The sequence below is a fragment of the Ruegeria sp. CDSC045 genome, from assembly GCF_059610725.1.
In genome coordinates, this window is record NZ_JBXWOE010000003.1 from 53818 (window position 1) to 79521 (window position 25704).

Sequence of the window (25704 nt, forward strand, 5' to 3'; positions counted from 1 at the left end):
AGGGGCAATCATGGACATGTCACGCGTCGCCGAACAGGGGCTGGTGCTTTTGGGATGCGGCAAGATGGGATCGGCCATGCTTGCCGGGTGGTTAGAGCATGGCCTTCTTGCCTCGTCAGTCTGGGTGATTGACCCTTTCCCGTCGGATTGGCTGAAATCGTCGGGCGTCAACATCAATACCCCGCTACCCGAGGCGCCTGCAGTTGTGCTGGTCGCGGTAAAGCCGCAGATGATGGGCGATGCGCTGCCCGCAATTACAGCCTTGGGCGGCGGGCGCAGCCTGTTCGTGTCGGTCGCGGCAGGCACCTCAATCTCCACATTCGAAGAGGTGTTGGGCCAGAAAACACCAATCGTGCGTGCCATGCCGAACACCCCGGCGGCGATCCGACAGGGAATCACAGCGTTGATTGGAAATTCTGCTGTTTCGGATGCGGATCTGGCCCTAGCCGAAAACCTGCTATCTGCGGTCGGTGAGACGGTCAGATTGCAGGATGAGGCGCAGATTGATGCCGTTACCGGGCTGAGCGGGTCCGGCCCTGCCTATGTATTCCACCTTATAGAAACGCTCGCTGCCGCGGGTCAGGCTCAGGGCCTGCCACATGATCTGGCGATGAGGCTGGCCAAGTCCACGGTCGCCGGGGCAGGGGCCTTGGCCATGGCGTCTGACGAGGACCCATCGCAACTGCGCGTCAATGTCACTTCGCCTAATGGAACCACGCAGGCCGCGCTTGAGGTCCTGATGCACGACGAATTCGGTTTTCCCGACCTGCTGCACCGCGCTGTTAAAGCCGCAACCGATCGGTCCAAGGAGCTGTCTCGTGGGTGAAATTACATTCGACGATTTTCTTAAGGTCGACATTCGCGTCGGCGAGGTTATCCGCGCCGAGCCCTTCCCAGAAGCGCGCAAGCCAGCGATCAAGATGTGGATCGATTTTGGACGAGACATCGGCGAGCGGAAAACCTCGGCCCAGATCACTGCGCATTATGATCCCGCCTCATTGGTGGGCAAGCAGGTGATGGCGGTGGTAAATTTCCCTCCGCGCCAGATCGGCAAGTTCATGTCCGAAGTGCTTGTTTTGGGATTGCCCGATGAGACTGGTGAGATCGTCCTGATCGGGCCGGATGGCAAGGTTCCAACCGGTGGGCGGATGCACTGATGCGTGTGTTCATTGCCCGACCGATGACCGCCTCTGTCGCAGCACGTGCACGCGCAGAGTTTGACGCAGAGATGCGCAGTGAAACCTTGCCGATGTCACCCGAGGAAATGGGGCATGCGCTGTCCGAATTCGATGTGGTGGTGCCGACCTTGGGCGACCTGTTTTTTGCCCAGATCTTTGCTGAGGTGCCGGAACCGCGGTGCAAACTGCTGGCGAATTTTGGGGTTGGGTACAATCACATTGATGTGGACGCGGCCCGTAACGCCGGAATTGCCGTGACCAACACGCCGGGCGCTGTCACAGATGCGACTGCCGATATCGCCATGACATTGCTGCTGTCCACTGCCCGCCGCGCCGGAGAAGGCGAACGGCTGGTACGTTCAAACCTTTGGCAGGGCTGGCATCCGACACAGATGTTGGGCCATCACGTGACCGGCAAACGGGTCGGCATTGTGGGCATGGGGCGCATTGGGCAAGCCATCGCGCGACGTTGCCACTATGGGTTTGGTATGCACGTCGCCTATCAATCGCGCAGCCCAAAGGAGCTAGAGTTTCCGGCGGATTATGTCCCAGACCTCAAAGCTTTGGCTGCCGGTGTAGATTTCCTGATCCTGGCTGTGCCGGGCGGTGCCGAAACCCGGCATCTGATCAATGCGCAGGTGCTGCAGGCGATGAACGCTGCTGCCATCCTGATCAATATTTCTCGGGGAGAGGTAGTGGATGAATCGGCCCTGATTTCGGCGTTGCAAGAAAAGCAAATCGCGGGTGCGGGTCTGGATGTCTACGAATTCGAACCCGCAGTGCCGCAAGCTCTGATAGATTTGCAGAACGTGACCCTGCTGCCCCACCTGGGTACCGCGACTGAGGAGGTCCGCAGCGATATGGGGCACATGGCGCTAGATAATGTTGCGGCCTTTGTTCAGGGGCGTCCGCTGCCAAATCCGGTTTAGGTGCCCACGGCCTCGCGCCAATGCCTGCGGCACAGCGAGACATAGGTTTCGTTGCCACCAATTTGGACCTGAGCACCCTGGGTGATGGGATTTCCATTCTCGTCCTGACGAATCACCATTGTTGCCTTGCGGCCGCATTCGCAGATCGTGCGAACCTCGCGCATCTCATCCGCCAGCGCCAGCAAGGCGGCCGATCCGGGAAACAGCCGACCCTGAAAATCGACCCGCAACCCATAGGCCAGCACCGGCACGTTCAGGTCATCTACGGCGCGGGCCAGTTGCCAGACCTGATCTTCGGTCAGGAACTGGGCTTCGTCGATAAAGACACATGCAATTTTGCCTTGCGCCATGCGGGCTTCGATCATGGCGAAAACATCATCATCGGTGTCAAAAGTATCAGCCTCGGATGATATCCCAATCCGCGAGGCAATTTTCCCAGCACCGGCGCGCCCATCCAATGCGGCCGTCATCAGGTAAGTATCCATGCCGCGCTCGCGATAATTATGCGAGGCTTGCAGCAACACGGTCGATTTGCCCGCGTTCATAGTCGAGTAGTTGAAGTAAAGTTTTGCCATGGCTCGGGTCTAATTCGCCAGCCCCGCCTGGGCAAGCCATCTCATGTGGCGAAATGAGCGACGCCGCCGTTGTCCAGTTAGGGGATGAGCTCACGCTCTTTGGGGATGGAGCCCCTGCACTCACAACAGCGACGCCTTCGGCCTATAAGCGGCCTAAACGAAGCGGGGCTAATATGTGCCCCGCTATCACTCGCTACCGGCATTATTGCCGCCACTCACTCACAAAACCCTCGCATATCTGAGGGATAGCCAACATATCGCATTTCAATTATGACTCAGGTATGGGAAATTTCATTTCCCTTTCCCCCGCAATGGCAGATGTAGTGGGGAAGGCAGGTAGCAAAGGTAAAAACATGGCAGATATCGGGGCCTATCTCAAAAAGCACACCGAAGCGTTGGTCAAGGACGTTGGAATTGAGTCCGCGTGCGAGATCACGGGTAAATCCAAAGCCACGCTTGGCCGATATTATTCAGATAATGCAGAACATGCTGATCGGTTCATGCCGGTTGATGCAGTTGCTCGCCTTGAAGCGGTGGCCAACTTTCCGCATGTGACGTCGGCTTTGGCCGACCTCAAGAACATTACGCTGTCATATGATGGCCGCAACACGGACGCTCCTCGCACCGGAGGTGTTAATTCGGATGTCATCGCGTTGAGCCAACGCTTTGCCATGCTTATGACCGAATACCAGTCTGCTATCGAAGACGGTATCATCACGGTGAACGAGGCCAAACGCCTGTTGAAGGAAACCAGCCTGCTGCAGCATGTTCTGATCGAGATGAAGCTGCACCTGGAAGAAGAAAGCGTGAGCTGAGGCAAGGGAAGCTGCGTGTCTTGATCCAGTTTGGTGTGCGTACCGATACTCATGACATGCTAGGTCAAGCTTGACCCGATCTGAACGCTCGCATGCTGGGGCTTTTGCCGCTTGCCGCCGGACGGGGTGATGCCAGTGCTGAAACAAGGATCAAACAACCAAGCCGGGTAGAATGAGCCCGGTTTTCTTGTACGAATTTGTAGTTGCGCGGAGTGTTGTCTTAACCGTGCCGTTTCACGATTACCGAACCCACGGAATACCCTGCTCCGAAGGAACAGATAAGGCCGATCTCGCCATCGGTGAAATCGTCCGAGTATTTCGAAAATGCGATGATCGACCCTGCCGAGGACGTGTTCGCATAGTCTTGCAGGATGTTTGGCTGCTCTCCGGGGGCGGGCTCGCGGCCCATGACTTTTTTACCGATGAAATCATTCATCGTTTTGTTCGCCTGATGCAGCCAAAGACGTTTGAGATCGGCGTTGCTGATCCCTTCGGCGTCCATGTGATCGGCAATGTGTTTGCTGACCATTGGAAGAACCTCTTTGAACACTTTACGGCCGTTTTGCATGAACTGCATATCGCGGCGGTCGGTCAATCCCTCTGGCCGAGTGCGACGCAGGAAGCCATTATTGTTTCGGATGTTGTTGGAAAAATCCGTGGCGCAGCTGGTCGACAAAATCTCGAAATGCGGTCCGGTCGCATCCTCGATCCGTTCAATCAAGGTGGCCGTTGCCACGTCACCAAAAATAAAGTGGCAATCACGGTCACGCCATTCCAGGTGGCCCGTGCAAATCTCGGGGTTTACCACAAGCGCACATTTGACCGAACCGGACCTGACCATATCCGCCGCCGCCTGAATGCCGAACGTGGCCGAAGAACAGGCAACGTTCATATCGAATCCGAACCCTTTGCATCCCAGCGCCTGCTGGATCTCGATCGCGATTGCAGGATAAGCCCGTTCATGGTTCGAAGCCGCGCAGATTACCAGATCAACATCGTCCCCGTTGCGCCCAGCCTGTGCCAGTGCTTTCTTGCAGGCGTCAACGGCCATTTCGGTCATGATGCCAGGTTCATCGTCAGAGCGCTGACGAAACAGCGGGTGCATCACGTCGGGATCCAGAACGCCCGCTTTGTCCATCACATAGCGGTTCTCGATTCCGGAGGCCTTCAGAATGAACTCTTCAGACGAATGCTGCATCGGCTCAACGTCACCAGCGGCAATCGCCTCTGCGTTCTGGGTGTTCATCCTGTCGGCATATGCATTGAAGGCCGAAACGAGCTCGGCATTCGTAATGACATTATCTGGCGTGAAAACACCCGAGCCGGTGATTGCTGGCGTATACATGTTGCGTCCTGGATTTCTGGATTCACCCAAAATGCCGTTATGATTGGTATTGTTCAAGAGAGATTGACCCGAGGGAATGTTAAGCTTGGTTGGAAATTGAGCTTCAGTTCTTGAATAGTTCGTTTTTCGAAGTATATACGCGTCAAATTCTGCAAGGAATCAACCCATGGCCCATGATCATAACACTCTGTTGCATCGCTTAAGCCCCGAGATGCAGGCGATGATGGGTGTGTATGCGCTCTATTGGAAGCTCGAGGAGAGCTTCGATGCCATCGAAATAGAACTGAGCCATCAAGAATGCCATATGGTGATCAAATTGGACCAGCCCAGGCGCATGGGCGTTTTAGCGGCTGACATGCTGTCAGTTCCTTCGACAATCACGTCGACCGCCGATGCCTTGGAAAAAGCGGGCTATTTGAGACGTGAACGCGATCCAGAGGATCGCCGTGCATGGCTTTTGGTTTTGACCGAAAAAGGCACAGAAACACGCCAGATGCTTGTGGCCCAAGCGGGCGCCCTGTTTCAGCGCGCGTCCGGACTGAACAAAGATGAAACCGCAGAATTCGCAAGACTGGCCCGGAAGATCCGGGAAAACATACTGAAAACTGGAATTCCCGAGGGACTGAAGAAATGAAACTGATCTCTGCTTTGGGCGTGGCCCTGATCTTCCTCTCCAGCTCAATCATGGCTGAAGAAGCTGCCAAGCCGGTAAAGCTGATGGTGGTAAAGGAAACCACACCTGGGTTCACACGTCAGTTCTTTGGTCGCGTCGCTGCGCGGCAAACGGTTGATCTGGCCTTTCAGGTGGCTGGACAGATTGTTGAAATGCCAGTGGCTGAAGGATTTGTCATCCCCAAGGGTGAGCTGATCGCCGAGCTGGATCGTGAGCCGTTCCAGCGCCGCTATGATCGTGCCGTTCTGCAAAAAGATCAGGCGGATCGGACACTGGCCCGCCTGTCTCGGCTGCGGGGAACTGCAGCCAGCCAAGTGGCTGTGGACGACTCTGAGACTGCGGCGCAACTGGCTGATATCGCTGTGCGTGACGCGCTTTACGACCTGGAACAGGCGACATTGACGGCACCGTTTAACGCGCTGGTGTCCAGCCGGGCGGTCGAGGCCTTTACCACTGTTTCCGCAGGTACCCCGATCGTGCGCATCCATGATATGTCCGAACTTCGGATTGAGGTCGACGTACCCGAAATTTTGTTTCAACGGTCAGGCCAGCAGGATGACATCACCATCACCGCGAAATTTCCGGTGAGCGACGAAGTCTTCCCGCTTCAGATCCGCGAATTCGATGCTGAATCTTCAAGCGTCGGTCAAACCTTCCGCATCCAATTTGGCCTGACACCGCCTGAAGGGCTGCAAATTCTGCCTGGTTCGTCGGCTACTGTGACCGTTCGGGTCAAGGACCAGAAACGGGGAATCTTTGTTCCGCCTACAGCCATTGTGGCCGATGTCGAAGGGGCGCTGGGCGTAATGGTGTTTTCTCCGACTGGGGCTGACCAAGGGACACTGCGCCGCGTCCCCGTTACCATCGAGCCCACGGAAACCGGTGATGTCAACGTACTGGACGGCCTAAGTGACGGGGAAGAAATCGTTGTCGCCGGCGGCGACGTTTTGATTGACGGTCAGGTGGTGCGCCGCTTTACCGGTCTTGCCAACTAAGGGGCGGATTGATGAACATCGCACGCGCATCCATTGATCGCCCTATCTATACATGGCTGGTCATCCTGATCGCCTTGTTCGGCGGTATCTGGGGATTTCTGTCGCTTGGCCGTCTGGAAGATCCAGCCTTCACAATCAAAAACGCCGTCATCGCTACCCAATATCCGGGGGCAACGGCTGAACAAGTGGCGCTGGAGGTTTCAGAGCCACTGGAATCCGCCATCCAGCAGATGGGCGAGGTCAAGACAATCACATCAATGAACCAGCCCGGTTTTTCGCTGATCGAGGTCGAGATTAACTCAGCCTATGATGGGACCGAGCTGCCGGAGATCTGGACCAAATTGCGCGCCAAGGTCCGTGACGCCTCACGGGAGCTGCCATCCGGGGTGGGTGATCCGCTGGTCAATGACGGGTTTGGCGATGTGTTTGGCTTGTTTTATGCGGTCACGGCCGAGGGCTTCTCGGACGCTGAAAAACATGAGCTTTCCACATTTCTTCGGCGCGAACTACTGACGGTTGACGGTGTCGCGGATGTAGAGGTGATGGGCCTGCCGCAAGAGGCGATCTTTATCGAACCCGACCTGTCTATTTCGGTGAACCAGAACGTGCCTCTGCAGGCGCTTACCGACGCGATAACAAATGCGGACTCGGTAAACTCGTCGGGGTCATTGCGATCAGAAGATGGCCGGACCGCGATATTAACCGCCGAAGGGTCCGATACGGTTTCCGCCATTGCTGGCCTTTCTGTTGGATCGCAGGGCCAGGTTATCAACCTGTTCGATATGTCGAATGTACATCGCGGTCGCCTAACCGATCCTAATGTCATCATCCGGTTCAACGGGACCGAAGCTTTCACTCTGGGTATCGCTGGGCTTTCGACTGATAATATCGTTGAGGTCGGCAAGCGTGCTGACGCGAAATTTGCCGATTTGGATCCTCAGATCCCCTATGGTGTCGAGATCCTGCCGATTTACCAGCAGCACGTCGTTGTTGAGCAGGCATCGAACGACTTTCTGGTGAACCTCGCGCTATCGGTCTCTATTGTTGTTGCGGTTTTGGCCCTGTTCATGGGTTGGCGCGCGGCTGTGGTTGTGGGAACAACTCTGTTGCTGACCGTGGTTGGCACGTTGTTGTTCATGGCATTGTTCTCGATCGAGATGGAACGAATTTCGTTGGGCGCTTTGATCATCGCAATGGGTATGTTGGTGGACAACGCCATTGTGGTGGCCGAAGGAATGCAGATTGCAATGCTGCGCGGCAAGAATTCTCGCGATGCGGCGGATGAGGCTGCGGCCAAAACGCAAATCCCGCTGTTGGGAGCAACGGTGATTGGCATCATGGCTTTTGCCGGGATTGGTCTTAGCCCTGATGCGACGGGCGAGTTCTTGTTTTCGCTATTTGCTGTTATCGGGATATCGCTGCTGCTGAGCTGGACCCTGGCGCTGACGGTGACTCCGATGCTTGGGCACTATTTCTTCAAGCAGGGCAAAGAAGGTGAAATTGATGCCTATGGCGGGATCATGTTCCGTGTTTATGGCGCGATCCTAAACTGGGCGCTGCGGTTCCGTTGGATGGTGATTGCAATGCTGGTGGGCATTACCGTGGTCTGTTTCGCAGGATTTGGTTTGGTCAAACAACAGTTCTTTCCAGACTCGAATACACCGCTGTTTTTCGTGCATTACAACCTGCCGCAGGGCACACCCATTGCGCGCACCGCCGAGGATATGGCTGTTTTCGAAAACTGGCTGGCGGATCGGGACGATGTGGTATCTGTCACGACATTTGTTGGGCAAGGAGCAACTCGTTTTTTGTTGACCTATTCTTCGGAAAAGCCGAACCCCAGCTACGGTCACATGATCATCCGGACGGAAACATTGGATGACATTCCGGCTTTACGGGCGGATCTCGAGGCGTTTGGCTCGGCGCAGTTCCCCGAAGGCAAGTTCCGCACCAAGCGGCTGGTCTTTGGTCCTGGGGGCGGTGATCCAATTCAAGCCCGTTTCTCGGGAAGCGATCCGGCGGTGCTTCGGCAACTTGCGAATGAGGCTGTGCAGACGATGCGCGCGGCTTCGCCCAATGCGCTGAACGTCTATCACGACTGGCGCGAACAAGGGCTGGCTGTCCAGCCAATTTATGCGACCGAACGGGCGCAGACCGCAGGGGTGTCGCGCGAAGATATCGCGGCGACTCTGCAATTCTCGACCGATGGGATCACTGGTGGTGTGTTCCGCGAACGCGACCGCCTGATTCCGATCATCTTGCGCCGCCCGGTGGACGGGGATTATTCGATCGTGGATCAGGTTGTATTCTCGGACCAGTCGCAGAAATTCGTGCCGATCGAGCAAATGGTCGACAGGTTCGAATATAAGGCACTCAATACGCTGGTTCACCGCCGGGATCGTGTGCTGACCATTACGGTAGGGGCCGACATCCCGCCGGATTTGACAGCTGCGCAGGTTCATTCCGAAGTCCGCACAGCCATCGAAAGCATGGAGCTGCCAGCGGGCTATCGACTGGAATGGGGTGGAGAGTTCGAGAATGCTGGCGATGCAAATAAAAGCCTGGGTCGTCAGTTGCCGTTGAGCCTGTTGATTATGGTTCTGATTTCGGTGCTGATATTCAACGCCATTCGTCAGCCGATCATTATCTGGCTGTTGGTACCGATGTCGGTAAACGGAGTGGTGATCGGTCTGCTGGGAACGGGTCTGCCGTTCACATTTACGGCGCTGCTGGGACTGCTTAGCCTATCGGGGATGCTGATCAAGAATGGCATCGTTTTGGTCGAAGAGATCGACTTGGTACGTGCAACCGGTCAGGGGCTGCGTGAATCGATCATAGAGGCTTCGGTCTCGCGTTTGCGCCCCGTGATGCTGGCCGCGATCACGACGATCCTGGGCATGGCGCCGTTGCTGACGGATGCGTTCTTCAGGTCGATGGCGGTGACCATCATGGGAGGTCTGGCCTTTGCCACGGTCCTTACCATGGTGGCGGCCCCCGTGTTCTACATGGTGTTCTTCCTGCCGGAGGAACGGCGCAAGAAACCACCGCAGCCGGTTGTCTAAATGAAAAACCCCCGGTCATGGACCGGGGGTTTTGCTTTATTCTGGTGTAGTGGGAGAAGGTCAGCCTTGCAGGGACCTCACCTCGACATCACCTTCGGCCTGCGCCTTTATCGCCAACGCGGCAGCGTGGCTGGCGGCGGCGGTGGTGAAATATGGGATCTTGTCATAAAGCGCGATGGACCGGATGGCCTTGCTGTCCTCGACCGCCTGTGCACCTTCGGTGGTATTCATCACCAACTGTACCTGACCATCTTTAAGCATGTCAGCCACGTCAGGACGGCCCTCATAGACCTTGTTGACCAGATCACAGGCAATACCGTGCTCGGCCAGCCAGCTTTGCGTTCCGCGGGTGGCGACAAGGGCAAAGCCCTGCGCGGCCAGAACCTGTGCGGCCTCAAGCATGGCCGGGGTCTTGTCGGCATCCTTGATCGAGATAAACGCACGACCCGAGGATGGCAGAACCATGCCCGCACCCATCTGTGCTTTGAGGAAGGCACGGGGGAAGTCGCGGTCCCAGCCCATGACTTCTCCGGTCGAGCGCATCTCAGGCCCCAGAATAGTGTCGACGCCGGGGAACCGGGCGAAGGGCAGCACTGCCTCTTTCACCGAGAACCACGGCATATCCGGATCGGCCAGCGTCATCTGGTCGGCGATCTTGGTATCGTCCACGGTTTTGTATGCAGGGCGCAGTGGGAAATCCGCCAGCTTCTCGCCCGCCATCACACGCGCGGCGATTGAGGCGATGGCGCTGTCCGTCGCTTTGGCCACGAAGGGCACGGTACGCGAGGCGCGCGGGTTGACCTCGATCAGGTAGATATCATCATCCTTGATCGCGAATTGAATGTTCATCAAGCCGACAACGTTCAGCGCCTTGGCCAGCTTGAAGGTCTGCTCTTTGACCCGGCCAATCACTTCTTTCGACAGCGAGTAAGGTGGCAGCGAACAGGCGCTATCGCCCGAGTGCACGCCGGCCTCTTCGATATGCTGCATGATGCCTGCGACATGAACATCCGTGCCGTCGCACAGCGCGTCGACATCCAGTTCAACCGCGCCCGCCAGATAGCTGTCTAGCAGCACAGGGCTGTCGCCCGAGACCACCACGGCCTCGTTGATATAGCGCCGCAGCTGGTCCATATCGCGCACGATTTCCATCGCGCGGCCACCCAGAACATAGGAGGGACGGATCACCAGCGGAAAGCCGATATCCTCGGCGATTTTCAGCGCTTGCTCGTCGGTCGATGCGATGCCGTTATTGGGCTGTTTCAGGCCCAGATCATTGACAAGCGCCTGGAACCGCTCGCGGTCTTCGGCCAGGTCGATGGCGTCGGGCGTGGTGCCGAGGATCGGAATGCCTTCTTCTTCCAGCGCATTGGCCAGTTTCAACGGGGTCTGCCCGCCTAACTGAACGATCACACCGTGCAGAGTGCCGTTTTCCTGTTCTTTCGTCAGGATTTCCATGACGTGTTCGAATGTCAGCGGTTCAAAGTACAACCGGTCCGAGGTGTCATAATCGGTTGAAACCGTTTCGGGGTTACAGTTGATCATGATGGTCTCATAGCCCGCATCGGTCAGTGCGAAGCAGGCGTGACAACAGCAATAATCGAATTCGATCCCCTGACCGATCCGGTTGGGGCCGCCGCCCAGGATAACAACTTTCTTGCGGTCACTCGGGCGCGCCTCGCACTCAACATCACCCATCATAGGGGCTTCGTAGGTTGAGTACATATAGGGCGTCTGCGCCTCAAACTCGGCAGCGCAAGTGTCGATGCGCTTGAATACTGCGTTAACACCCAGATTGCGGCGGGCGCGGCGTACATTGCCTTCGTCACGGCCTGTCAGGTTGCCCAGGCGCGCATCGGTAAAGCCAAGCATTTTCAGCCTGCGGATGCCTTCTTCGGTCACCGGCAGGCCGTCTTTGCGCAACTGACGCTCGGCCTCGATGATCTCGCGGATGCGGGCCAGGAACCAAGGGTCAAATTTGGTGACCCCAAAAATCTCATCATCGGTCAAACCGTGACGCATGGCCTGCGCGATGGTGCGCAGACGGTCGGGGGTTTGCTTGCTGATCGCTTTGATCACCGCGACTTTGTCACTGACCTCGTCCCAGACACCAACGTTCAGGCCGGGGATTTCTACTTCATCAAAGCCAGTCAGGCCGGATTCCATCGAGGCCAGCGCCTTTTGCATCGATTCGTGGATCGTGCGGCCAATGGACATGGCCTCACCCACCGATTTCATCGCCGTGGTCAGGTAAGGTTCAGAGCCGGGGAACTTTTCGAACGCAAATTTCGGAATTTTTGTCACGACATAGTCGATGGTTGGCTCGAAGGAGGCGGGCGTGACCTTGGTGATGTCATTGTCCAGCTCGTCCAGCGTATAGCCAACAGCCAGCTTGGCCGCGATCTTCGCAATCGGGAACCCGGTCGCCTTGGACGCCAGCGCGGACGAACGCGACACGCGGGGGTTCATCTCGATCACGACCATTCGGCCGTCTTCGGGGTTGATCGCCCATTGTACGTTCGAACCGCCAGTCTCGACCCCAATCTCGCGCAGAACGGCGATGGAGCCGTTGCGCATGATCTGGTATTCTTTGTCGGTCAGTGTCAGGGCAGGGGCCACAGTGATCGAGTCGCCGGTATGCACACCCATCGGGTCGATATTCTCAATGGAACAGACGATGATGGCGTTGTCGGCCGTGTCGCGTACCACCTCCATCTCATACTCTTTCCAACCCAGCAGGCTCTCATCGACGAGGATTTGGTTTACCGGCGAGGCATCCATGCCCGAGCGGCAGAAGTGAATATAATCCTCGCGGTTATAAGCCACACCGCCGCCGGTGCCGCCCATGGTAAAGGCGGGGCGAATGATGGCAGGCAGGCCGATGTCTTCCAGATCGCCCAAGGCAATCTGGACGCCAGCATCAAGATCGGTGGAGCCGTCGTCGCGCTTGGGGGCGGTAACGATGGTGGCCTTGGGGTTTTCGATGCCCAGCCGATCCATCGCTTCGCGGAATAGTTTGCGGTCTTCGGCCATTTCGATGGCGTCGCGGGTCGCACCGATCATCTCGACACCGAACTCGTCCAGTACGCCCATCTCTTCCAGTGCAAGTGAGGTGTTCAGTCCGGTCTGCCCACCCATTGTGGGCAACAAGGCGTCGGGGCGTTCTTTCTCGATGATCTTGGCGACAACTTCGGGCGTGATCGGCTCGATATAAGTGGCATCGGCCAGACCGGGATCGGTCATGATTGTAGCTGGGTTTGAGTTTACCAGAATGACCCGGTATCCTTCTTCGCGCAGGGCTTTACAGGCCTGTGCGCCTGAATAGTCGAATTCGCAGGCCTGACCGATGACAATGGGGCCCGCCCCGATGATCATGATCGACTGGATGTCGGTTCTTCTCGGCATAGCCTGTTTCCTTCGGTTAACTGCGAGTCAGGGCACCGCCCGCGTGCCCAAATTGTTCTGCGTTATAGGGACCGCGCCAAAAGGTTCAAGAGGTATCGGAAACAGGGGCGAAATTGCCGCTTTCCCCTCTTTCCCTTACCGCCGTATTGTCTATACCGCGCAGCACGACAAATGAGGATGCACGTGCGTATTCGTTTTGATCAGGGGCCGGCCGGATCGGGAACTTATTTCGAACGGCCAGACCGGGTGATCCGCGCAGACAAAGCGGAAGACGTGCCACAGGCTTTGGCGGCGCTGGATGAGGCACGCGCGGATGGGGCCTGGCTGGCCGGTTATGCAAGCTATGAGCTTGGATATGCGTTGGAACCCCGCCTGTTGGTCCGGATGCCTACTGACCGCCGCCTGCCACTGCTGTGTTTCGGCGCCTATGATGCGCCAGGCCAGTGCGATCTGCCCGCACCCCTAGGCGGTGTTGCCGAATTCACACCGCGCTGGGACGAGGCAAGATATGCACGCGCCTTTCAGCTGGTCCACGATGCGATCGGGGCAGGGGATATCTATCAGGCCAACCTGACGTTCCCCATTGACCTGACATTGCAAGGGGATAGCGCCGCGCTTTATGCGGCGTTGGCTGTGGGCCAGCCGGTCGGTCATGGAGCGCTGGTTCAGCAGGATGATTTGCCCGATTTGCTCAGCCGCTCGCCAGAGTTGTTCTTTCGCACCGGTGCAGATCGGACGATCGAAACCCGCCCGATGAAGGGCACACAACCCCGCAGCGAAGACATGGCCGAGGACGCGCGCCGCCGCGATTTCTTGTCGAGAGACGAGAAGAACCGCGCTGAAAACCTCATGATCGTTGACCTTCTGCGCAATGACATCAGCCGGGTTGCGCTGCCGGGGTCCGTGAAGGTACCCGAGCTATTCAAGGTCGAAACATATGCAACCGTGCATCAGATGATCTCGCTGGTGCAGGCACAGCTGCATCTTGGGGCAGAACTTTCCGATATCCTAAACGCGTTGTTTCCCTGCGGCTCGATCACAGGCGCGCCCAAAATTCGCGCGATGGAGATTTTGACCGATCTCGAACCCTGGCCACGCGATATCTATTGTGGTGCTATCGGTTGGGCCGCGCCAGACGGGCGATCCGAGTTCAACGTGGCTATTCGCACGCTGATGGTCGAGGGCAACAAGGCCACGCTGAATGTGGGTGGGGGCGTTGTCTGGGACAGCACAGCCCCATCCGAATATGAGGAAGCGCTATGGAAGGCACGTTTCGCCCACCAGCTGACCCTGACTTCCGTCTGATCGAAACGCTGGCATTCCGGCCAGAGAGCGGGTTTGTGCGTGTTGGAAAACACCTGGCCCGGATGGAACGTTCGGCACGGGCATTGGGGCTTCCTTTCGATGCAGGGCGCGCGATTGCAACGCTCGACCAAGTTGCGGGTTCAACCTCGTTGCGCTGTCGATTGACGATGGACATCAGTGGCGGGTTTGGCGTGACAACTGGTGCACTGGCGGATAACCCGTCCGTCTGGCGGGTCGCAGTTCCCAATACGAGGCTTGCCGCCTCTGATATCTGGTTGCAGCACAAGACGACGCAGCGCGATGTTTATGACCGGGCCCGGGCGGCACTGCCCGAGGGCGTAGATGAGTGGCTGTTTCTGAATGAGCGTGACGAAGTGTGCGAGGGCACCATCACTAACATCTTTCTGGACATGCCCGATGGTCGTTGCCTGACGCCGCCCTTGTCCTCCGGCTTGCTTCCCGGAATTTTGCGCGAAGAATTGCTGGAAAATAATAAAGTCAGCGAGGCGGTGCTGACCATGACCGACCTGCAAAGCGCGGAAAGGTTCTGGATGGGCAATTCCTTGCGAGGCCTGATCTGGGCGGAACTGGCGGTACTGTGAGCAGGCAAACCGATTGGACTGAAGCCGCAGCACCTTCCCGTTGGTTGCGACTGGAATTTGGTTTGTTCTTCATCGCCGTACCCGTGCTGATCGCCGTACTTTTCCCGCCCAACTGGATGTTTCCATCGCTGTTTACCTTTACGGCCATCGGGATCGTGTTGTTGCATTTCACGCACGGATTTGCCTGGGCGGAATTGCGATATAACTGGCGCAACTGGTCCTGGCCCGAAGTCGCCGGCTTTGCTGTGGGAATGACCCTGTTTTGTGTTGCGCTAGTACGACTGACCCGTCCCGAAGCTGCCTTTTTCCTGTTGCACAACCAACCCGAGCTGCTGGCGATGATTTGGGTGTTATACCCATTCGTTTCCGCCCTGCCGCAAGAGCTGCTGTTCCGGTCGCTGTTCTTTCGTCGCTACCACGCAATCCTGCCCAATGGACGCACAGCTTATCTGCTGAATGCATCGCTCTTCTCGCTTGCGCATCTGATGTATTGGAGCTGGATCGTATCTCTGATGACATTTGCCGGAGGGCTGCTGTTCACCTGGGCCTATCGCAAACGCGGATCGTTTTTCTATGCGGTTCTGCTGCATGCCATCGCGGGGAACATCATCTTTGCGGTGGGTCTGGGCATCTATTTCTACTCAGGCAACGTGCAAAGGCCGTTTTGACGGTGCGACTTGCCTTGACTTTCCCAGTCTGACGCGGTGTATCGGCCCGACCAATTCTGCGCCCGAAGGGATATGATCCATGCACGCCTATCGCAGCCACACCTGCGCCGCTCTGACCGCCGCCAATGTCGGTGAAACCGTTCGCCTGTCTGGCTGGGTGCATCGGGTCCGAGATCACGGCGGCGTTCTATTCATCGACCTTCGCGATCATTTCGGCGTCACACAGGTTTTGTGCGACGGCGACAGCGCGGCATTCGCCGAACTGGAAAAAGTCCGCTCGGAATGGTGTATCCGTATCGATGGCACAGTCAAAGCGCGCGCCGCTGATCTGGTGAACGCGAAATTGCCCACGGGCGAGATCGAAGTTTACGTGCGCGAGTTGGAAGTACTGGGCGCCGCTGACGAGCTGCCGCTGATGGTGTTCGGCGATCAGGAATACCCTGAGGAAACGCGCCTGCGCTATCGCTATCTGGACCTGCGCCGCGAAGTGATGCAGCAGAATATGACCTTGCGCTCGGACGTTGTTGCCTCGATGCGCCGCCGGATGTGGGATCAGGGCTTCCGCGAGTATCAGACGCCAATCATCACGGCGTCCTCGCCTGAAGGCGCGCGCGATTTCCTCGTTCCGTCACGTCTTCACCCGGGCAAGTTCTACGCGCTGCCGCAGGCCCCACAGCAGTTCAAACAGCTGATCATGGTGTCGGGCTTTGACAAGTATTTCCAGATCGCGCCCTGCTTCCGGGACGAAGACCCGCGCGCCGACCGCTCACCCACCGATTTCTACCAGCTTGACCTTGAGATGTCGTTTGTCGAGCAGCAGGACGTATTCGACACGATTCAGCCCGTTCTGACCGGCGTGTTCGAAGAGTTCGGCGGCGGTCGTAAAGTCGATCAGGACTGGCCGCAGATTTCCTACAAGGACGCGGCCTTGTGGTATGGCAGCGACAAGCCCGACCTGCGGAATCCTATTAAAATGCAAGTGGTCTCCGACCACTTCCGCGGGTCTGGGTTCGCGATTTTCGCGAAGCTGTTGGAGCAGGATGGCACCGAAATCCGCGCTATCCCTGCGCCGACGGGTGGCAGCCGCAAGTTCTGCGACCGCATGAACGCCTTTGCCCAGAAAGAGGGTCTGCCCGGTATGGGCTATATCTTCTGGCGCGATCAGGGCGAAGGGATGGAGGCCGCCGGTCCACTGGCCAAAAACATTGGCCCTGAACGGACCGAGGCGATCCGCCAGCAGTTGGGTCTGGGCGTCGGAGACGCTGCGTTCTTCCTTGGCGGCAAACCGAAAGCCTTTGAAAAGGTGGCCGGCAGGGCGCGCGATGTGATCGGTGATGAACTGAACCTGACCGAGAAAGACCGCTTTGCCTTTGCCTGGATCGTCGATTTCCCGATCTATGAGCAAGACGAAGAAACCGGTGCGATCGACTTTGAACACAACCCCTTCTCGATGCCGCAGGGCGGGATGGAGGCGCTGAACGGCAATCCTCTGGACGTGCGCGGTTATCAATATGACTTGGCCTGTAACGGATACGAGCTGGTCTCGGGCGCGATCCGGAACCACAAGCCCGAGATCATGCTGAAGGCCTTTGAGCTGGCTGGCTATGGCGCGGATGAGGTGAAATCCCGCTTTGGCGCGCTGTTCAACGCCTTCCACTATGGCGCCCCGCCGCACGGTGGCTGTGCAGCTGGTATCGACCGGATCGTGATGCTTTTGGCCGATGAAGCCAATATCCGCGAGGTCATGATGTTCCCGATGAACCAGCGCGCCGAGGATCTGATGATGCAGGCACCGTCCGACCCGGCCTCGGACCAGCTGATGGAGTTGGGCCTGCGGATTATCCCGCAGGACTGATAGAAAACCCGCCACAGTCGCCTGTGGCGGTTTTTTTCTGTTTTCAACCCATTCCCAATTCTCTGATAGCGGGTTTACAGGAAATGGTCCTTTTTCCTCTCACGGCTGTTCCGAATGTCACGCGCGCTGACGCGTGTCTGTCTGTATGCCCACAGACAAAGGAGCGATGCGGTAATTAGATATGCGGTTGTCACTTCAGATAGCCTCGCGCTGTTCCAGACGGGCCTGCACTATTCCCGCAACCTGGGCTGTCAGAGCGGTGATGGGCATACCTGCGGCGCGTGAGGCTGCCAACTGCTGGGCGGCTTCGGCCAGAACCGTATCTTCAGCATCACGGGCAACGCCGCGCAGGAATTGAGCCGCATAGTCCAGTGACCGATGGTCATTCGGTCCGGCCAGAACATCGGCGATATGTGCCATGTCGTCCTGATAGGCCATAGGATCGGGGCATATCACCTCATCCCGAACGGCGTGGAGCGTGCAGGGGCGGCGGTCTTCCGGCAGGCAACTTAGAATAGACGACTGGAAATAGGACAGTGAGTTAAGCGGCTTGGCAAGAAACCCGTCCGCGCCAACCTCTGTCGAAAGGGTTTCTGAATTGTCGTCGCCTGACATGCCCAGAATCGCTCCGATCCGGGGCGTAGTCATGGCCAGTTCGGCAATCAGATCAGCGCCAGAGCCATCTGGCAGCCCCATATCCACCAAGATCACCGAAGGCCGATAGATTTGAAGGTGGCGTCGGGCGGACTTCAGGCAATCGGCCCGCCTGATCCGCGCGCCTGAATGCAAACACATCAGGCGGATGGCATCGCAGGCATAGCGGCTGTCCTCAACAACCAAAATGGTTTGTCCCAGCAGCGGCCGCGTGGCCGTCGGCTGCGCGGGTGAGGCGAAGGGGCTCGAATCGTCCATGGCAGAACTCCTATTCAGCAGATGCTTCACGCTAGGAACTTCTGGCTAACACGGGGTTAACGGCAATTTGGCGCACTTGTCCTTTGCCTGATCTGTCCCCATAACCGCTGCAACGCAGAAGGTAGGAGAGTTCCATGATTGGCCGCTTAAACCACGTTGCCATTGCCGTCCCTGATCTTGTGGCGGCGTCTGAACAGTACCGCAGCGCTTTAGGTGCCAAGGTTGGCGCGCCGCAGGATGAACCTGATCACGGCGTTACTGTGGTGTTCATTGAATTGCCCAACACCAAGATCGAGTTGCTTTATCCTCTGGGCGATGACAGCCCGATCAACGGTTTTCTAGAGAAGAACCCCGCCGGCGGAATCCATCATGTCTGCTATGAGGTGGAGGATATCATTGCCGCGCGTGATCACCTGAAAGAAACCGGCGCCCGGGTGCTGGGTAGCGGTGAACCCAAGATCGGCGCGCACGGGAAACCGGTTCTTTTCCTGCATCCCAAAGATTTCAACGGCTGTCTGGTCGAGTTGGAACAAGTATAAACACCGGAGGTGTACACATGACGATCACTGCAGGACTGGTTCTGTTTGCCGTCATCTGGTTCATGACGCTTTTGGTGATTCTGCCGATCCGCATCAAGACCCAGGGTGATTTGGGCGAGGTCGTTCCCGGCACCCATTCAGGGGCCCCGGAAGTGCATCACATGAAGAAAAAGTTATGGATCACCACCGGGGTGTCGGTCGTGCTCTGGGCTATCATTGCAGGGATCATTATTTCGGGCGTGATTTCGGTACGGGATTTCGATTGGCTAAATCAAATGGAACCGCGAAACTAAGCTTCAGGGCGTTGGCCCTGACAGCTTATGAAAGATATGCGTGAATGTAGCAGCTCCAATAATCGGGATCACAAGGTTCACCAGCGGAATAGACAGTGGGATGGCCATCAACGTGCCCGCAAGCCAAATTGTTGACGAATGTTGTGCTCGCAGTTTTCGCGCGCCCTCACGCCCGATACGGCGCATGGCTGCCAGCGTAAAATACTCACGCCCCAGCAGAAATCCGTTCATCGCCCAAAAGATAAACGGGGCCAGTGGCGTGAAGATCGCATAAAGGATCAGCGCCAGAAGGTTGGCCAGGATCAACACGCCCATAAAGCCAAGCGCGTCAGTGATCGCATCGCCTATCGGGATGCGTGGAACCGCGGGCAGGCTCGGATAATGCCTGTCCTCTACAGCTTGCGCGACATCGTCCAGAAACACAGACGTGATGGCTGAGGCGACGGGAATCATCAGAAACACTGGCAGGATCAGCACCAGGAAAATGCCGGAATAGCTGAGGACGTCATTCAGCCAGGGAACTGCACCAATGAATGGCAGCGATATCTCGTCCCCTGACAGCCGGTTGATCAGCCAAATTGCACCGGCGCAGGCTGCGATCAGCATCAGGATGGTCAGGCCGATACCTCGCAGCAGAACCCCGCGGAATTTCGGGTCTCCGATCTGACCAAGCGCTGAAAAAAAGGCGTTGAGGATGATCATTCTGTGACCCATTCGGTCAGGGCATCAACATCCGGGCGGGGGCGTTCGGGCGGGGTCGAGCCCTCGGTCGCGATATGGATCAGACCGGCAACCCGTTCGTTATCCTGCAATTCAAACGCCTTGCGACAGAATTCCGGATCGTGGGTTTGCCAGCCAGACAACCAATTCGCGCCCCATCCTGCGGTCAAAGCAGCGTTCAGCAAAGCAAGGCAAACAGCCCCAGCTGAATAGGTCTGCTCGATGGCTGGAATCTTTTCCGAAGGCTTCTGAACCTCGATCACAGCGACGGCGAGATGGCCTAAATCAAACTGTCCGCGCGCTTTTTCAATGTCTTGAGGGGATTTGCCAAGCGCCTCACCGCATTCCTGCGTTAGCCCCGACAGGCGCCCCATTGCACCTTTTTCAAGCACGATGAACCGCCAGGGTTCCAGTTTTCCGTGATCCGGGCTGCGGGCTGCTGCGGTCAGCAGGGGCATCAGCTGCTCACGGTTGGGGGCAGGTTCAATCAACGTCTTAGCTGGGCGCGAGCGCCGGGTCTGCAGAAACTCAAAAGCGGCCGGATTCTTCAAGGACATATGTTAACTTCCTTTACATAGGCAGTCTGTATCTGGTTGAACGTCTGGCGAGTTTCAAGTGCAATTGGCTGGACAGGTTGGATCAATTTCATTCCCCGCCCAACCGCGCAAGGGTCTTTGTTAACAGAAGGTGCCGATGGCCAGACCGAAACTCAGAAATCTTCCCGACCTGAGCGACTGCTTTGCACCCGATGCCGAGATTGTGGTCAGGGTTACCCCGAAAGCCGCAGCAGACAGGATTGTGGTTCAGGACGGGGTGATCAGAATATATGTCACGGCACCGCCCGAAAACGGTCGGGCAAATGCTGCCACGCGTGAGATTCTGGCGGTGGCACTTGGGGTTGCGCCCTCTGCACTGATCCTGAAACGCGGCCAGACATCGCGTGATAAGGTCTTTGCGTGTCAGACCTGATCGGGAGTTTCGCGAATTTGGTAAACGCCTTCGGGCAGATCCAGCGCAGCCGCAAGATCGCGAACCTGTTCGGGCGAAAGCGTAATTTTCTGAATCTGGTCAGTGCGCGGATCCAACTGTTCCAGCGTTACGCATTCTGCAAAATTGTTAATGACCACATCCTCGTTCAAAGGCTTTTCGCCTTCGTCCACCAGGGTTATGACCGTCGAGTCGAATTCATGCTCAATCGAAAACATGTTTCCAGCTTGCCGGGCGGAACATTGCAATGCAACCCGTTCGTGGGAAATCGTCCGGTGGCGAACCGCCTAGTGTCGGGCTATGTTCGAAGAAAAGGCATGACCGGACCAAAGGAAATAGTATGCGTCGCCTGATCTTGATGATATTTGGTCTGGTTCTGTCGGCCTGTGACACCGGTTCGCTACGCGTTCAGCCGGTAGAGGAATGGCAACAACCTTCAACTGATTTTCAGGTCGATGTGCTGACCTTTCGCGAAATCAGTCAAAGGGTCGGGGATGTGGCGCGCGCAGAGTGCAAGCGGCGCAGTAATGTCAGCAACTGCGATTTTTCGATCGTGGTTGATCTGAACCCTCGCGCACCAGCAAATGCTTTTCAAACCTTGGATGACGACAATCAACCAGTCATAATCTTCACCCGCGCGATGATTCAATCGGTGGAAAACGCCGATGAACTGGCCTTTGTGATGGGGCATGAATCTGCTCATCACATCCTGCGCCATATTCCCCGCCAGTCCGAAAACTCACGAGAAAGTGCCGCGATTTTTGGCGAGCTTGCACGCATAGCGGGGGCAAATGACGCAGATCTTGAACAGGCGCAGAAGCTGGGCGCGCAGGTGGGTGCCCAGATATATGTCAAGGACTTTGAACTGGAAGCGGACCGGTTGGGAACGATCATCACGCACCGGGCAGGATATAATCCCTTGTTAGGAGCCCGCTATTTTGCCCGAATTCCTGACCCGGGCGATCGTTTTCTAGGCACCCATCCACCGAATGCTCAGCGCGTCGAAATTGTTTTGGAAACCTCGCGGCAGCTTGGGCTGACACAATGACGGGACTGAAACGGTTGGGGGTTGTCTTGACGGACCGCGGATCGAAATATGCCGTGTCCGGCGCTTTGGTCAGTTCCCGGGACGAGGTGGCAGCTGTCCTGCAGGACCTGAAATCTGACAAAAGCTATGCCAAGGCCACGCACAATACCTGGGCCGCAATCCTGCCTACTGGTGCGCTCAAGGCGGATGACGGGGAAAGCGGTGCCGGAATGGTGATTCTGCGCATGCTGGAAAGGGCCGAACTGAGCGGTCATATCGTCATTGTCACTCGATGGTATGGCGGAAAAAAGCTGGGCGGTGATCGATTCCGACGGGTGCAGGATGCAACACGGGCTTATCTGGACGAACTGGAATTGGGACTTTGACCTGCGTCAAGGCTTGGGCTGTTTCGTATTGCTAGTCTGATCGGACAAAGCGAAACGGAAAGGAATGCCAATGCCCGATCGCGAAACGCTTAGGCATCATGCTGGTCTTGTTGACCGTATGGCTGGCAAGCTGGGGGTGGATCTGCAGGAATCTGCAATCGCTGGACATATATCGGTGGATCAGATTACCGATGCGGTTCTGCGATGCACCGATTGCCCGAACCCGGGCCATTGCCAATCTTTTTTGAATCAACCGGTTCTGGCAACGCAGACACCCGAATATTGCCGGAACCAGGATTTGTTAAGCAAGTTGATCCCTTAGGGGGGCCGCAATGCCGCGCCTTGGACACCTCATGACTCATTTGCGCCTTGTGTTGAGGATGGGGCAAACTACGGGTACGGATATTGTGCGGGCCCACAATAAAGGTCGGCTAAGTCAGGAAGACTGGGCTGAAATGATCCGCCTGTGTCAGGGATGTGGCTGGGCGGCTGCCTGTCCGGATTGGATGGAAAGACATCCAGATGTTGCAGGAGCACCACAAACCTGCCCGAACAAACATCAATTCGCCGCGTTGAAAGTAATACAAATGCAGGAATTGGGATGAAACACGCTGTACTGGGCGACGTGGAAAAGCACTTTTGGCTGACTCGATCTGTTGCCCGATGCCTTAAGATCTCGTTGACCGAAGCCATGTCCGACGGGCGGTTGAGTCCGGATGAATACGCCGAGATGGTAACGCGTTGCCGGGCCTCGGACTGTCACGAGAAATGCACGATATGGCTGGCCGCACAGCAATCTGATCCTCGTTCAGCGCCCGGGTTCTGCGTAAATAGCCAGGTTTTCAACCGGCTGAAGTGATCAGATCTTGGAATGTGTCCCGTCGCAAAACGGTGGGTTAGCGCAGTTTTTACAGCCGCAGAAGAACAGTTTCTTGCTGGTATCAGCCGTGAACTTGACCGGTTCAAAGCCGGTTCCTTTGTGAGATCCATCACAAAATGGCTGCCGATTGGACCGGCCGCACGAGCACCAGAAATAGCTTTTTCCTTCGGTTACTTCGATTGGATAGGGCGCTTTTTGCGCAATGACAGGACCTTCTGGCATCTGATTTCTCCGTTCGCTGACTTTCCCCAGTCTATCGCCTGAACAGATGTGCCGAAAGCAGTAGCTGCCACGCGGCACCCATTCCATGGGCAATCCCCCCGGCATGGTTTTGCCTGCTTTCGCAAACGCGCTGTTGATTTTATTGCAAAATTACCAACCACACCGTATTGTGAAGTCGGCCCCATGTTCAGGGCAATAACAGAAATTAATTAGAGGAATGACGGACATGAAACTCAAATTTGCTGCCGTTAGTGCGTTTGCCCTGGTTCTGGCTGCTTGCTCGCAACAGGAAGAGCCGACACCGGTATACATTACCCCAGATTATGACAAATACGGCACGCCGAGCTGCCCGGCAGGGACAGATCTGGCGACGACCGAAGCAGGTCAGACCGTATGTAATCCGACTGCTCAATAAGATTTTCGCGGGCGGATTCCGACATAGCCGCCCGCACAATCGAACAAAAAAGCCGCCCTATGGGTGGCTTTTTTATTGCCTGTCATACGGTGTTAGGGTTTCTGTTTGACCTATTGAATTACCGAGGTCGCATGAGAAAACTTGTCACCCATCTAAAGGACCGCATCCGCTGGAGCTGGCAGGGATTGGCTGCCACTTGGCACAGTGAATACTCGTTCCGCGCTTGGGTCTGCACCAATCTTGTTTCTGCGGGTCTGGCCCTGTGGCTGCCCCTGAGCGACGGCGTTCGGGCTCTGATACTGGTGATCGGTCTGTTGGTTCTGGTGGCTGAACTGTTCAACACGGCGATCGAACGGGCGGTGGATCATACTTCGACCGAACACAATCTATTGGCCGGGCAAGCCAAAGACGCCGCCAGCGCTGCGGTGGCACTGACTGCTTTGGCTGGCGGATTGGCCTGGGTTATCGGGCTGTTGAGCCTTTTTTGACTGCCGCTGGGTCGGTCAATTCAGGTAGGTGTGGTTAGCGAAGCTTGCCCCATAGATCATATTCCCCGGCCTCGTCCACCTCGACCGAGACAATGTCGCCCGGCTTCAGGGCCTCAAACCCCTCGTCGATGAACAGATTGCCGTCAATCTCGGGCGCATCTGCGGTGGTGCGACAGGTCGCGGCCTCATCGTCGATATCATCCACGATGACTTGCAGGGTATGGCCGACCTTGGCGGCCAGTTTGGCCTCGGAAATCGCCTGAGCCTTTTCCATGAACCTTTCCCATCGGTCTTGTTTGACATCGGCGGGCACATGGTCAGGAAGGTCGTTGGATCGGGCTCCTTCGACGTTCTCGTACTGAAAGCAGCCGACGCGATCCAGTTGCGCCTCGTCCATCCAGTCCAGAAGGGTCTGGAACTCAGCCTCGGTCTCGCCGGGATAGCCCACGATAAAGGTGGATCGCAGAGTGATGTCAGGACAGGTCGCGCGCCAGGCAGCGATCTCGTCCAATGTTCTGGCAGCTGCAGCGGGGCGGGCCATTCGTTTCAAAACATCCGGATGTGCGTGTTGAAAAGGGATATCCAGATAGGGCAGCACGTTGCTGCCCGCATCCGCCATCAGCGGGATCAGTTCACGTACATGCGGGTAGGGATAGACATAGTGCAGACGAATCCAGGCATCCAACTGACCCAATTCACGCGCCAGATCGGTGATATGGCTGCGGACCTCACGGTCTTTCCAGGGATTCACATCGTATTTCCGGTCCAACCCATAGGCCGAGGTGTCCTGAGAGATCACCAGCAATTCGCGCACACCGTTATCGACCAGCTTTTCCGCCTCGCGCAGAACAGCATGCGCCGGACGGCTGGCCAGTTTGCCGCGCATGTCCGGGATGATGCAGAACTTGCATTTGTGGTTACAGCCCTCGGATATCTTGAGATAGCTGTAGTGGCGCGGCGTCAGTTGAACGTTGGCTGCAGGCAGCAGATCCACGAAGGGATCGGGATCAGGCGGCACGGCCTTGTGTACCGCATCCAGCACCTGCTCGTACTGATGTGGTCCGGTGACGGCCATGATACGGGGGTGATGCTCGCGGATGTAATCGGGTTCGGCCCCTAGACATCCGGTTACGATAACCTTGCCGTTTTCCACCAAAGCCTCGCCGATGGCATCCAGAGACTCCGCCTTGGCGCTGTCCAGAAATCCGCAGGTATTCACAATCACGGCATCCGCGCCTGAATAGTCCGGCGAGATGCCGTATCCTTCGGCCCTCAGGCGCGTCAGAATCCGCTCGCTGTCGACCAAAGCCTTGGGGCAACCCAGCGATACCATGCCGATGGTCGGCTGGTTCGGACGTGGTGTATCAGTGATCCGGGCAGCAGGTGCCAGGTCGGGGCGGAGGTTTGGCGGGTTTGTGGTCATGGCGC

General features: G+C 56.9%; 30 protein-coding genes. 21 read left to right on the forward strand and 9 right to left on the reverse strand.

Annotated elements, in window-relative coordinates:
- The first annotated feature begins 10 nt into the window (after window positions 1-10).
- Genes proC through AC2FH6_RS07530 form a run of 3 tightly spaced genes read left to right on the forward strand, consistent with a single transcriptional unit; the run spans window position 11 to window position 2107 of the window.
- Window positions 11-826: a pyrroline-5-carboxylate reductase gene (gene proC, locus AC2FH6_RS07520; RefSeq protein ID WP_496701920.1), complete on the forward strand. Its 816-nt coding sequence runs from the start codon at window positions 11-13 to the stop codon at window positions 824-826.
- Window positions 819-1157 (forward strand): tRNA-binding protein, encoded by a 339-nt coding sequence (locus AC2FH6_RS07525; RefSeq protein WP_282021513.1) that lies wholly within the window; start codon window positions 819-821, stop codon window positions 1155-1157. Before proC ends, AC2FH6_RS07525 begins: the two co-directional genes overlap by 8 nt.
- The gene (locus tag AC2FH6_RS07530; protein ID WP_496701922.1) at window positions 1157-2107 is read left to right on the forward strand and encodes a 2-hydroxyacid dehydrogenase; all 951 of its coding nucleotides are present in this window, start codon (window positions 1157-1159) and stop codon (window positions 2105-2107) included. Before AC2FH6_RS07525 ends, AC2FH6_RS07530 begins: the two co-directional genes overlap by 1 nt.
- Here the strand turns inward: AC2FH6_RS07530 and AC2FH6_RS07535 are convergent.
- Complete coding sequence (locus tag AC2FH6_RS07535) at window positions 2104-2682, reverse strand: thymidine kinase (RefSeq protein WP_496701923.1); 579 nt, start codon at window positions 2680-2682, stop codon at window positions 2104-2106. The two genes, AC2FH6_RS07530 and AC2FH6_RS07535, sit on opposite strands and share 4 nt — an antisense overlap.
- A gap of 353 nt (window positions 2683-3035) precedes the next feature.
- Here AC2FH6_RS07535 and AC2FH6_RS07540 point away from each other — a divergent pair, with 353 nt between their 5' ends.
- Window positions 3036-3497 carry a hypothetical protein gene (locus tag AC2FH6_RS07540; RefSeq protein ID WP_142636888.1) on the forward strand — a complete coding sequence of 154 codons (462 nt, stop codon included), beginning with the start codon at window positions 3036-3038 and terminating at the stop codon, window positions 3495-3497.
- Window positions 3498-3717: 220 nt separating this feature from the next.
- Here the strand turns inward: AC2FH6_RS07540 and AC2FH6_RS07545 are convergent, their stop codons facing one another.
- Window positions 3718-4842 carry a beta-ketoacyl-ACP synthase III gene (locus AC2FH6_RS07545; protein WP_496701514.1) on the reverse strand — a complete coding sequence of 375 codons (1125 nt, stop codon included), beginning with the start codon at window positions 4840-4842 and terminating at the stop codon, window positions 3718-3720.
- 166 nt (window positions 4843-5008) lie between these two features.
- Here AC2FH6_RS07545 and AC2FH6_RS07550 point away from each other — a divergent pair, with 166 nt between their 5' ends.
- The 3 genes from AC2FH6_RS07550 to AC2FH6_RS07560 are packed head-to-tail and all read left to right on the forward strand — an operon-like array spanning window position 5009 to window position 9572.
- Complete coding sequence (locus AC2FH6_RS07550; RefSeq protein ID WP_185956678.1) at window positions 5009-5476, forward strand: MarR family winged helix-turn-helix transcriptional regulator; 468 nt, start codon at window positions 5009-5011, stop codon at window positions 5474-5476.
- On the forward strand, window positions 5473-6510 hold the full coding sequence (locus tag AC2FH6_RS07555; RefSeq protein ID WP_271949243.1) for an efflux RND transporter periplasmic adaptor subunit: 1038 nt from the start codon (window positions 5473-5475) through the stop codon (window positions 6508-6510). Before AC2FH6_RS07550 ends, AC2FH6_RS07555 begins: the two co-directional genes overlap by 4 nt.
- Before the next feature lie 11 nt (window positions 6511-6521).
- Window positions 6522-9572 (forward strand): efflux RND transporter permease subunit, encoded by a 3051-nt coding sequence (locus tag AC2FH6_RS07560; RefSeq protein WP_496701925.1) that lies wholly within the window; start codon window positions 6522-6524, stop codon window positions 9570-9572.
- Between the two features lie 60 nt (window positions 9573-9632).
- On the opposite strand, the gene carB is transcribed toward AC2FH6_RS07560, so the two are convergent.
- Window positions 9633-12977, reverse strand: coding sequence for a carbamoyl-phosphate synthase large subunit (carB, locus tag AC2FH6_RS07565; protein ID WP_496701926.1), 3345 nt, complete (start codon window positions 12975-12977; stop codon window positions 9633-9635).
- A 177-nt stretch (window positions 12978-13154) separates the two neighbouring features.
- Here carB and AC2FH6_RS07570 point away from each other — a divergent pair, with 177 nt between their 5' ends.
- From AC2FH6_RS07570 to aspS, 4 genes are all read left to right on the forward strand, one after another.
- On the forward strand, window positions 13155-14282 hold the full coding sequence (locus tag AC2FH6_RS07570; protein WP_496701927.1) for an aminodeoxychorismate synthase component I: 1128 nt from the start codon (window positions 13155-13157) through the stop codon (window positions 14280-14282).
- Window positions 14237-14884 carry an aminotransferase class IV family protein gene (locus AC2FH6_RS07575; protein WP_496701929.1) on the forward strand — a complete coding sequence of 216 codons (648 nt, stop codon included), beginning with the start codon at window positions 14237-14239 and terminating at the stop codon, window positions 14882-14884. The genes AC2FH6_RS07570 and AC2FH6_RS07575 overlap by 46 nt, the downstream gene beginning before the upstream one ends.
- Window positions 14881-15552 carry a CPBP family intramembrane glutamic endopeptidase gene (locus AC2FH6_RS07580; protein ID WP_496701931.1) on the forward strand — a complete coding sequence of 224 codons (672 nt, stop codon included), beginning with the start codon at window positions 14881-14883 and terminating at the stop codon, window positions 15550-15552. Before AC2FH6_RS07575 ends, AC2FH6_RS07580 begins: the two co-directional genes overlap by 4 nt.
- 79 nt (window positions 15553-15631) lie before the next feature.
- Entirely contained in the window at window positions 15632-17407 is a 1776-nt protein-coding gene (gene aspS / locus AC2FH6_RS07585) for an aspartate--tRNA ligase (RefSeq protein ID WP_142636592.1), read from the forward strand.
- 195 nt (window positions 17408-17602) lie between these two features.
- Here the strand turns inward: aspS and AC2FH6_RS07590 are convergent, their stop codons facing one another.
- On the reverse strand, window positions 17603-18319 hold the full coding sequence (locus AC2FH6_RS07590) for a response regulator (protein ID WP_496701522.1): 717 nt from the start codon (window positions 18317-18319) through the stop codon (window positions 17603-17605).
- Window positions 18320-18453: 134 nt separating this feature from the next.
- Here AC2FH6_RS07590 and mce point away from each other — a divergent pair, with 134 nt between their 5' ends.
- Together mce and AC2FH6_RS07600 are read left to right on the forward strand one after the other, a co-directional pair.
- Window positions 18454-18858, forward strand: a complete 405-nt coding sequence (gene mce / locus AC2FH6_RS07595) for a methylmalonyl-CoA epimerase (RefSeq protein ID WP_271949260.1) — start codon at window positions 18454-18456, stop codon at window positions 18856-18858.
- Between the two features lie 17 nt (window positions 18859-18875).
- The gene (locus tag AC2FH6_RS07600) at window positions 18876-19151 is read left to right on the forward strand and encodes a DUF1467 family protein (RefSeq protein ID WP_142636598.1); all 276 of its coding nucleotides are present in this window, start codon (window positions 18876-18878) and stop codon (window positions 19149-19151) included.
- Between the two features lie 3 nt (window positions 19152-19154).
- Here the strand turns inward: AC2FH6_RS07600 and AC2FH6_RS07605 are convergent, their stop codons facing one another.
- A complete protein-coding gene (locus AC2FH6_RS07605; RefSeq protein WP_282021506.1) occupies window positions 19155-19853 on the reverse strand; it encodes an EI24 domain-containing protein in 699 nt (232 codons plus the stop codon).
- Window positions 19850-20428, reverse strand: a complete 579-nt coding sequence (locus tag AC2FH6_RS07610; protein ID WP_496701933.1) for a nitroreductase family protein — start codon at window positions 20426-20428, stop codon at window positions 19850-19852. Before AC2FH6_RS07610 ends, AC2FH6_RS07605 begins: the two co-directional genes overlap by 4 nt.
- Window positions 20429-20564: 136 nt before the next feature.
- Here AC2FH6_RS07610 and AC2FH6_RS07615 point away from each other — a divergent pair, with 136 nt between their 5' ends.
- Window positions 20565-20840, forward strand: a complete 276-nt coding sequence (locus AC2FH6_RS07615) for a DUF167 domain-containing protein (protein WP_496701935.1) — start codon at window positions 20565-20567, stop codon at window positions 20838-20840.
- Here the strand turns inward: AC2FH6_RS07615 and AC2FH6_RS07620 are convergent.
- Entirely contained in the window at window positions 20831-21076 is a 246-nt protein-coding gene (locus AC2FH6_RS07620; RefSeq protein WP_496701526.1) for a DUF8831 family protein, read from the reverse strand. The two genes, AC2FH6_RS07615 and AC2FH6_RS07620, sit on opposite strands and share 10 nt — an antisense overlap.
- Before the next feature lie 122 nt (window positions 21077-21198).
- Between AC2FH6_RS07620 and AC2FH6_RS07625 the strand changes: the two genes are divergently transcribed.
- From AC2FH6_RS07625 to AC2FH6_RS07645, 5 genes are all read left to right on the forward strand, one after another.
- Window positions 21199-21906, forward strand: a complete 708-nt coding sequence (locus tag AC2FH6_RS07625; protein ID WP_271949271.1) for a M48 family metallopeptidase — start codon at window positions 21199-21201, stop codon at window positions 21904-21906.
- Window positions 21903-22271: a YigZ family protein gene (locus AC2FH6_RS07630; protein WP_142636608.1), complete on the forward strand. Its 369-nt coding sequence runs from the start codon at window positions 21903-21905 to the stop codon at window positions 22269-22271. Before AC2FH6_RS07625 ends, AC2FH6_RS07630 begins: the two co-directional genes overlap by 4 nt.
- A 70-nt stretch (window positions 22272-22341) precedes the next feature.
- The gene (locus AC2FH6_RS07635; protein WP_142636610.1) at window positions 22342-22593 is read left to right on the forward strand and encodes a DUF6455 family protein; all 252 of its coding nucleotides are present in this window, start codon (window positions 22342-22344) and stop codon (window positions 22591-22593) included.
- A gap of 10 nt (window positions 22594-22603) precedes the next feature.
- Window positions 22604-22876, forward strand: coding sequence for a DUF6455 family protein (locus tag AC2FH6_RS07640; RefSeq protein ID WP_496701528.1), 273 nt, complete (start codon window positions 22604-22606; stop codon window positions 22874-22876).
- On the forward strand, window positions 22873-23130 hold the full coding sequence (locus AC2FH6_RS07645) for a DUF6455 family protein (RefSeq protein WP_271949278.1): 258 nt from the start codon (window positions 22873-22875) through the stop codon (window positions 23128-23130). The genes AC2FH6_RS07640 and AC2FH6_RS07645 overlap by 4 nt, the downstream gene beginning before the upstream one ends.
- Here AC2FH6_RS07645 and AC2FH6_RS07650 read toward each other — a convergent pair whose 3' ends face one another.
- Entirely contained in the window at window positions 23131-23373 is a 243-nt protein-coding gene (locus tag AC2FH6_RS07650) for a CDGSH iron-sulfur domain-containing protein (RefSeq protein ID WP_142636614.1), read from the reverse strand.
- A 226-nt stretch (window positions 23374-23599) separates the two neighbouring features.
- Here AC2FH6_RS07650 and AC2FH6_RS07655 point away from each other — a divergent pair, with 226 nt between their 5' ends.
- Together AC2FH6_RS07655 and AC2FH6_RS07660 are read left to right on the forward strand one after the other, a co-directional pair.
- Entirely contained in the window at window positions 23600-23788 is a 189-nt protein-coding gene (locus AC2FH6_RS07655; RefSeq protein ID WP_142636616.1) for a hypothetical protein, read from the forward strand.
- 131 nt (window positions 23789-23919) lie between these two features.
- Entirely contained in the window at window positions 23920-24276 is a 357-nt protein-coding gene (locus AC2FH6_RS07660) for a diacylglycerol kinase (protein ID WP_496690995.1), read from the forward strand.
- A 34-nt stretch (window positions 24277-24310) separates the two neighbouring features.
- Here the strand turns inward: AC2FH6_RS07660 and rimO are convergent, their stop codons facing one another.
- The gene (gene rimO / locus AC2FH6_RS07665; protein ID WP_142636620.1) at window positions 24311-25699 is read right to left on the reverse strand and encodes a 30S ribosomal protein S12 methylthiotransferase RimO; all 1389 of its coding nucleotides are present in this window, start codon (window positions 25697-25699) and stop codon (window positions 24311-24313) included.
- Window positions 25700-25704: the final 5 nt, after the last annotated feature.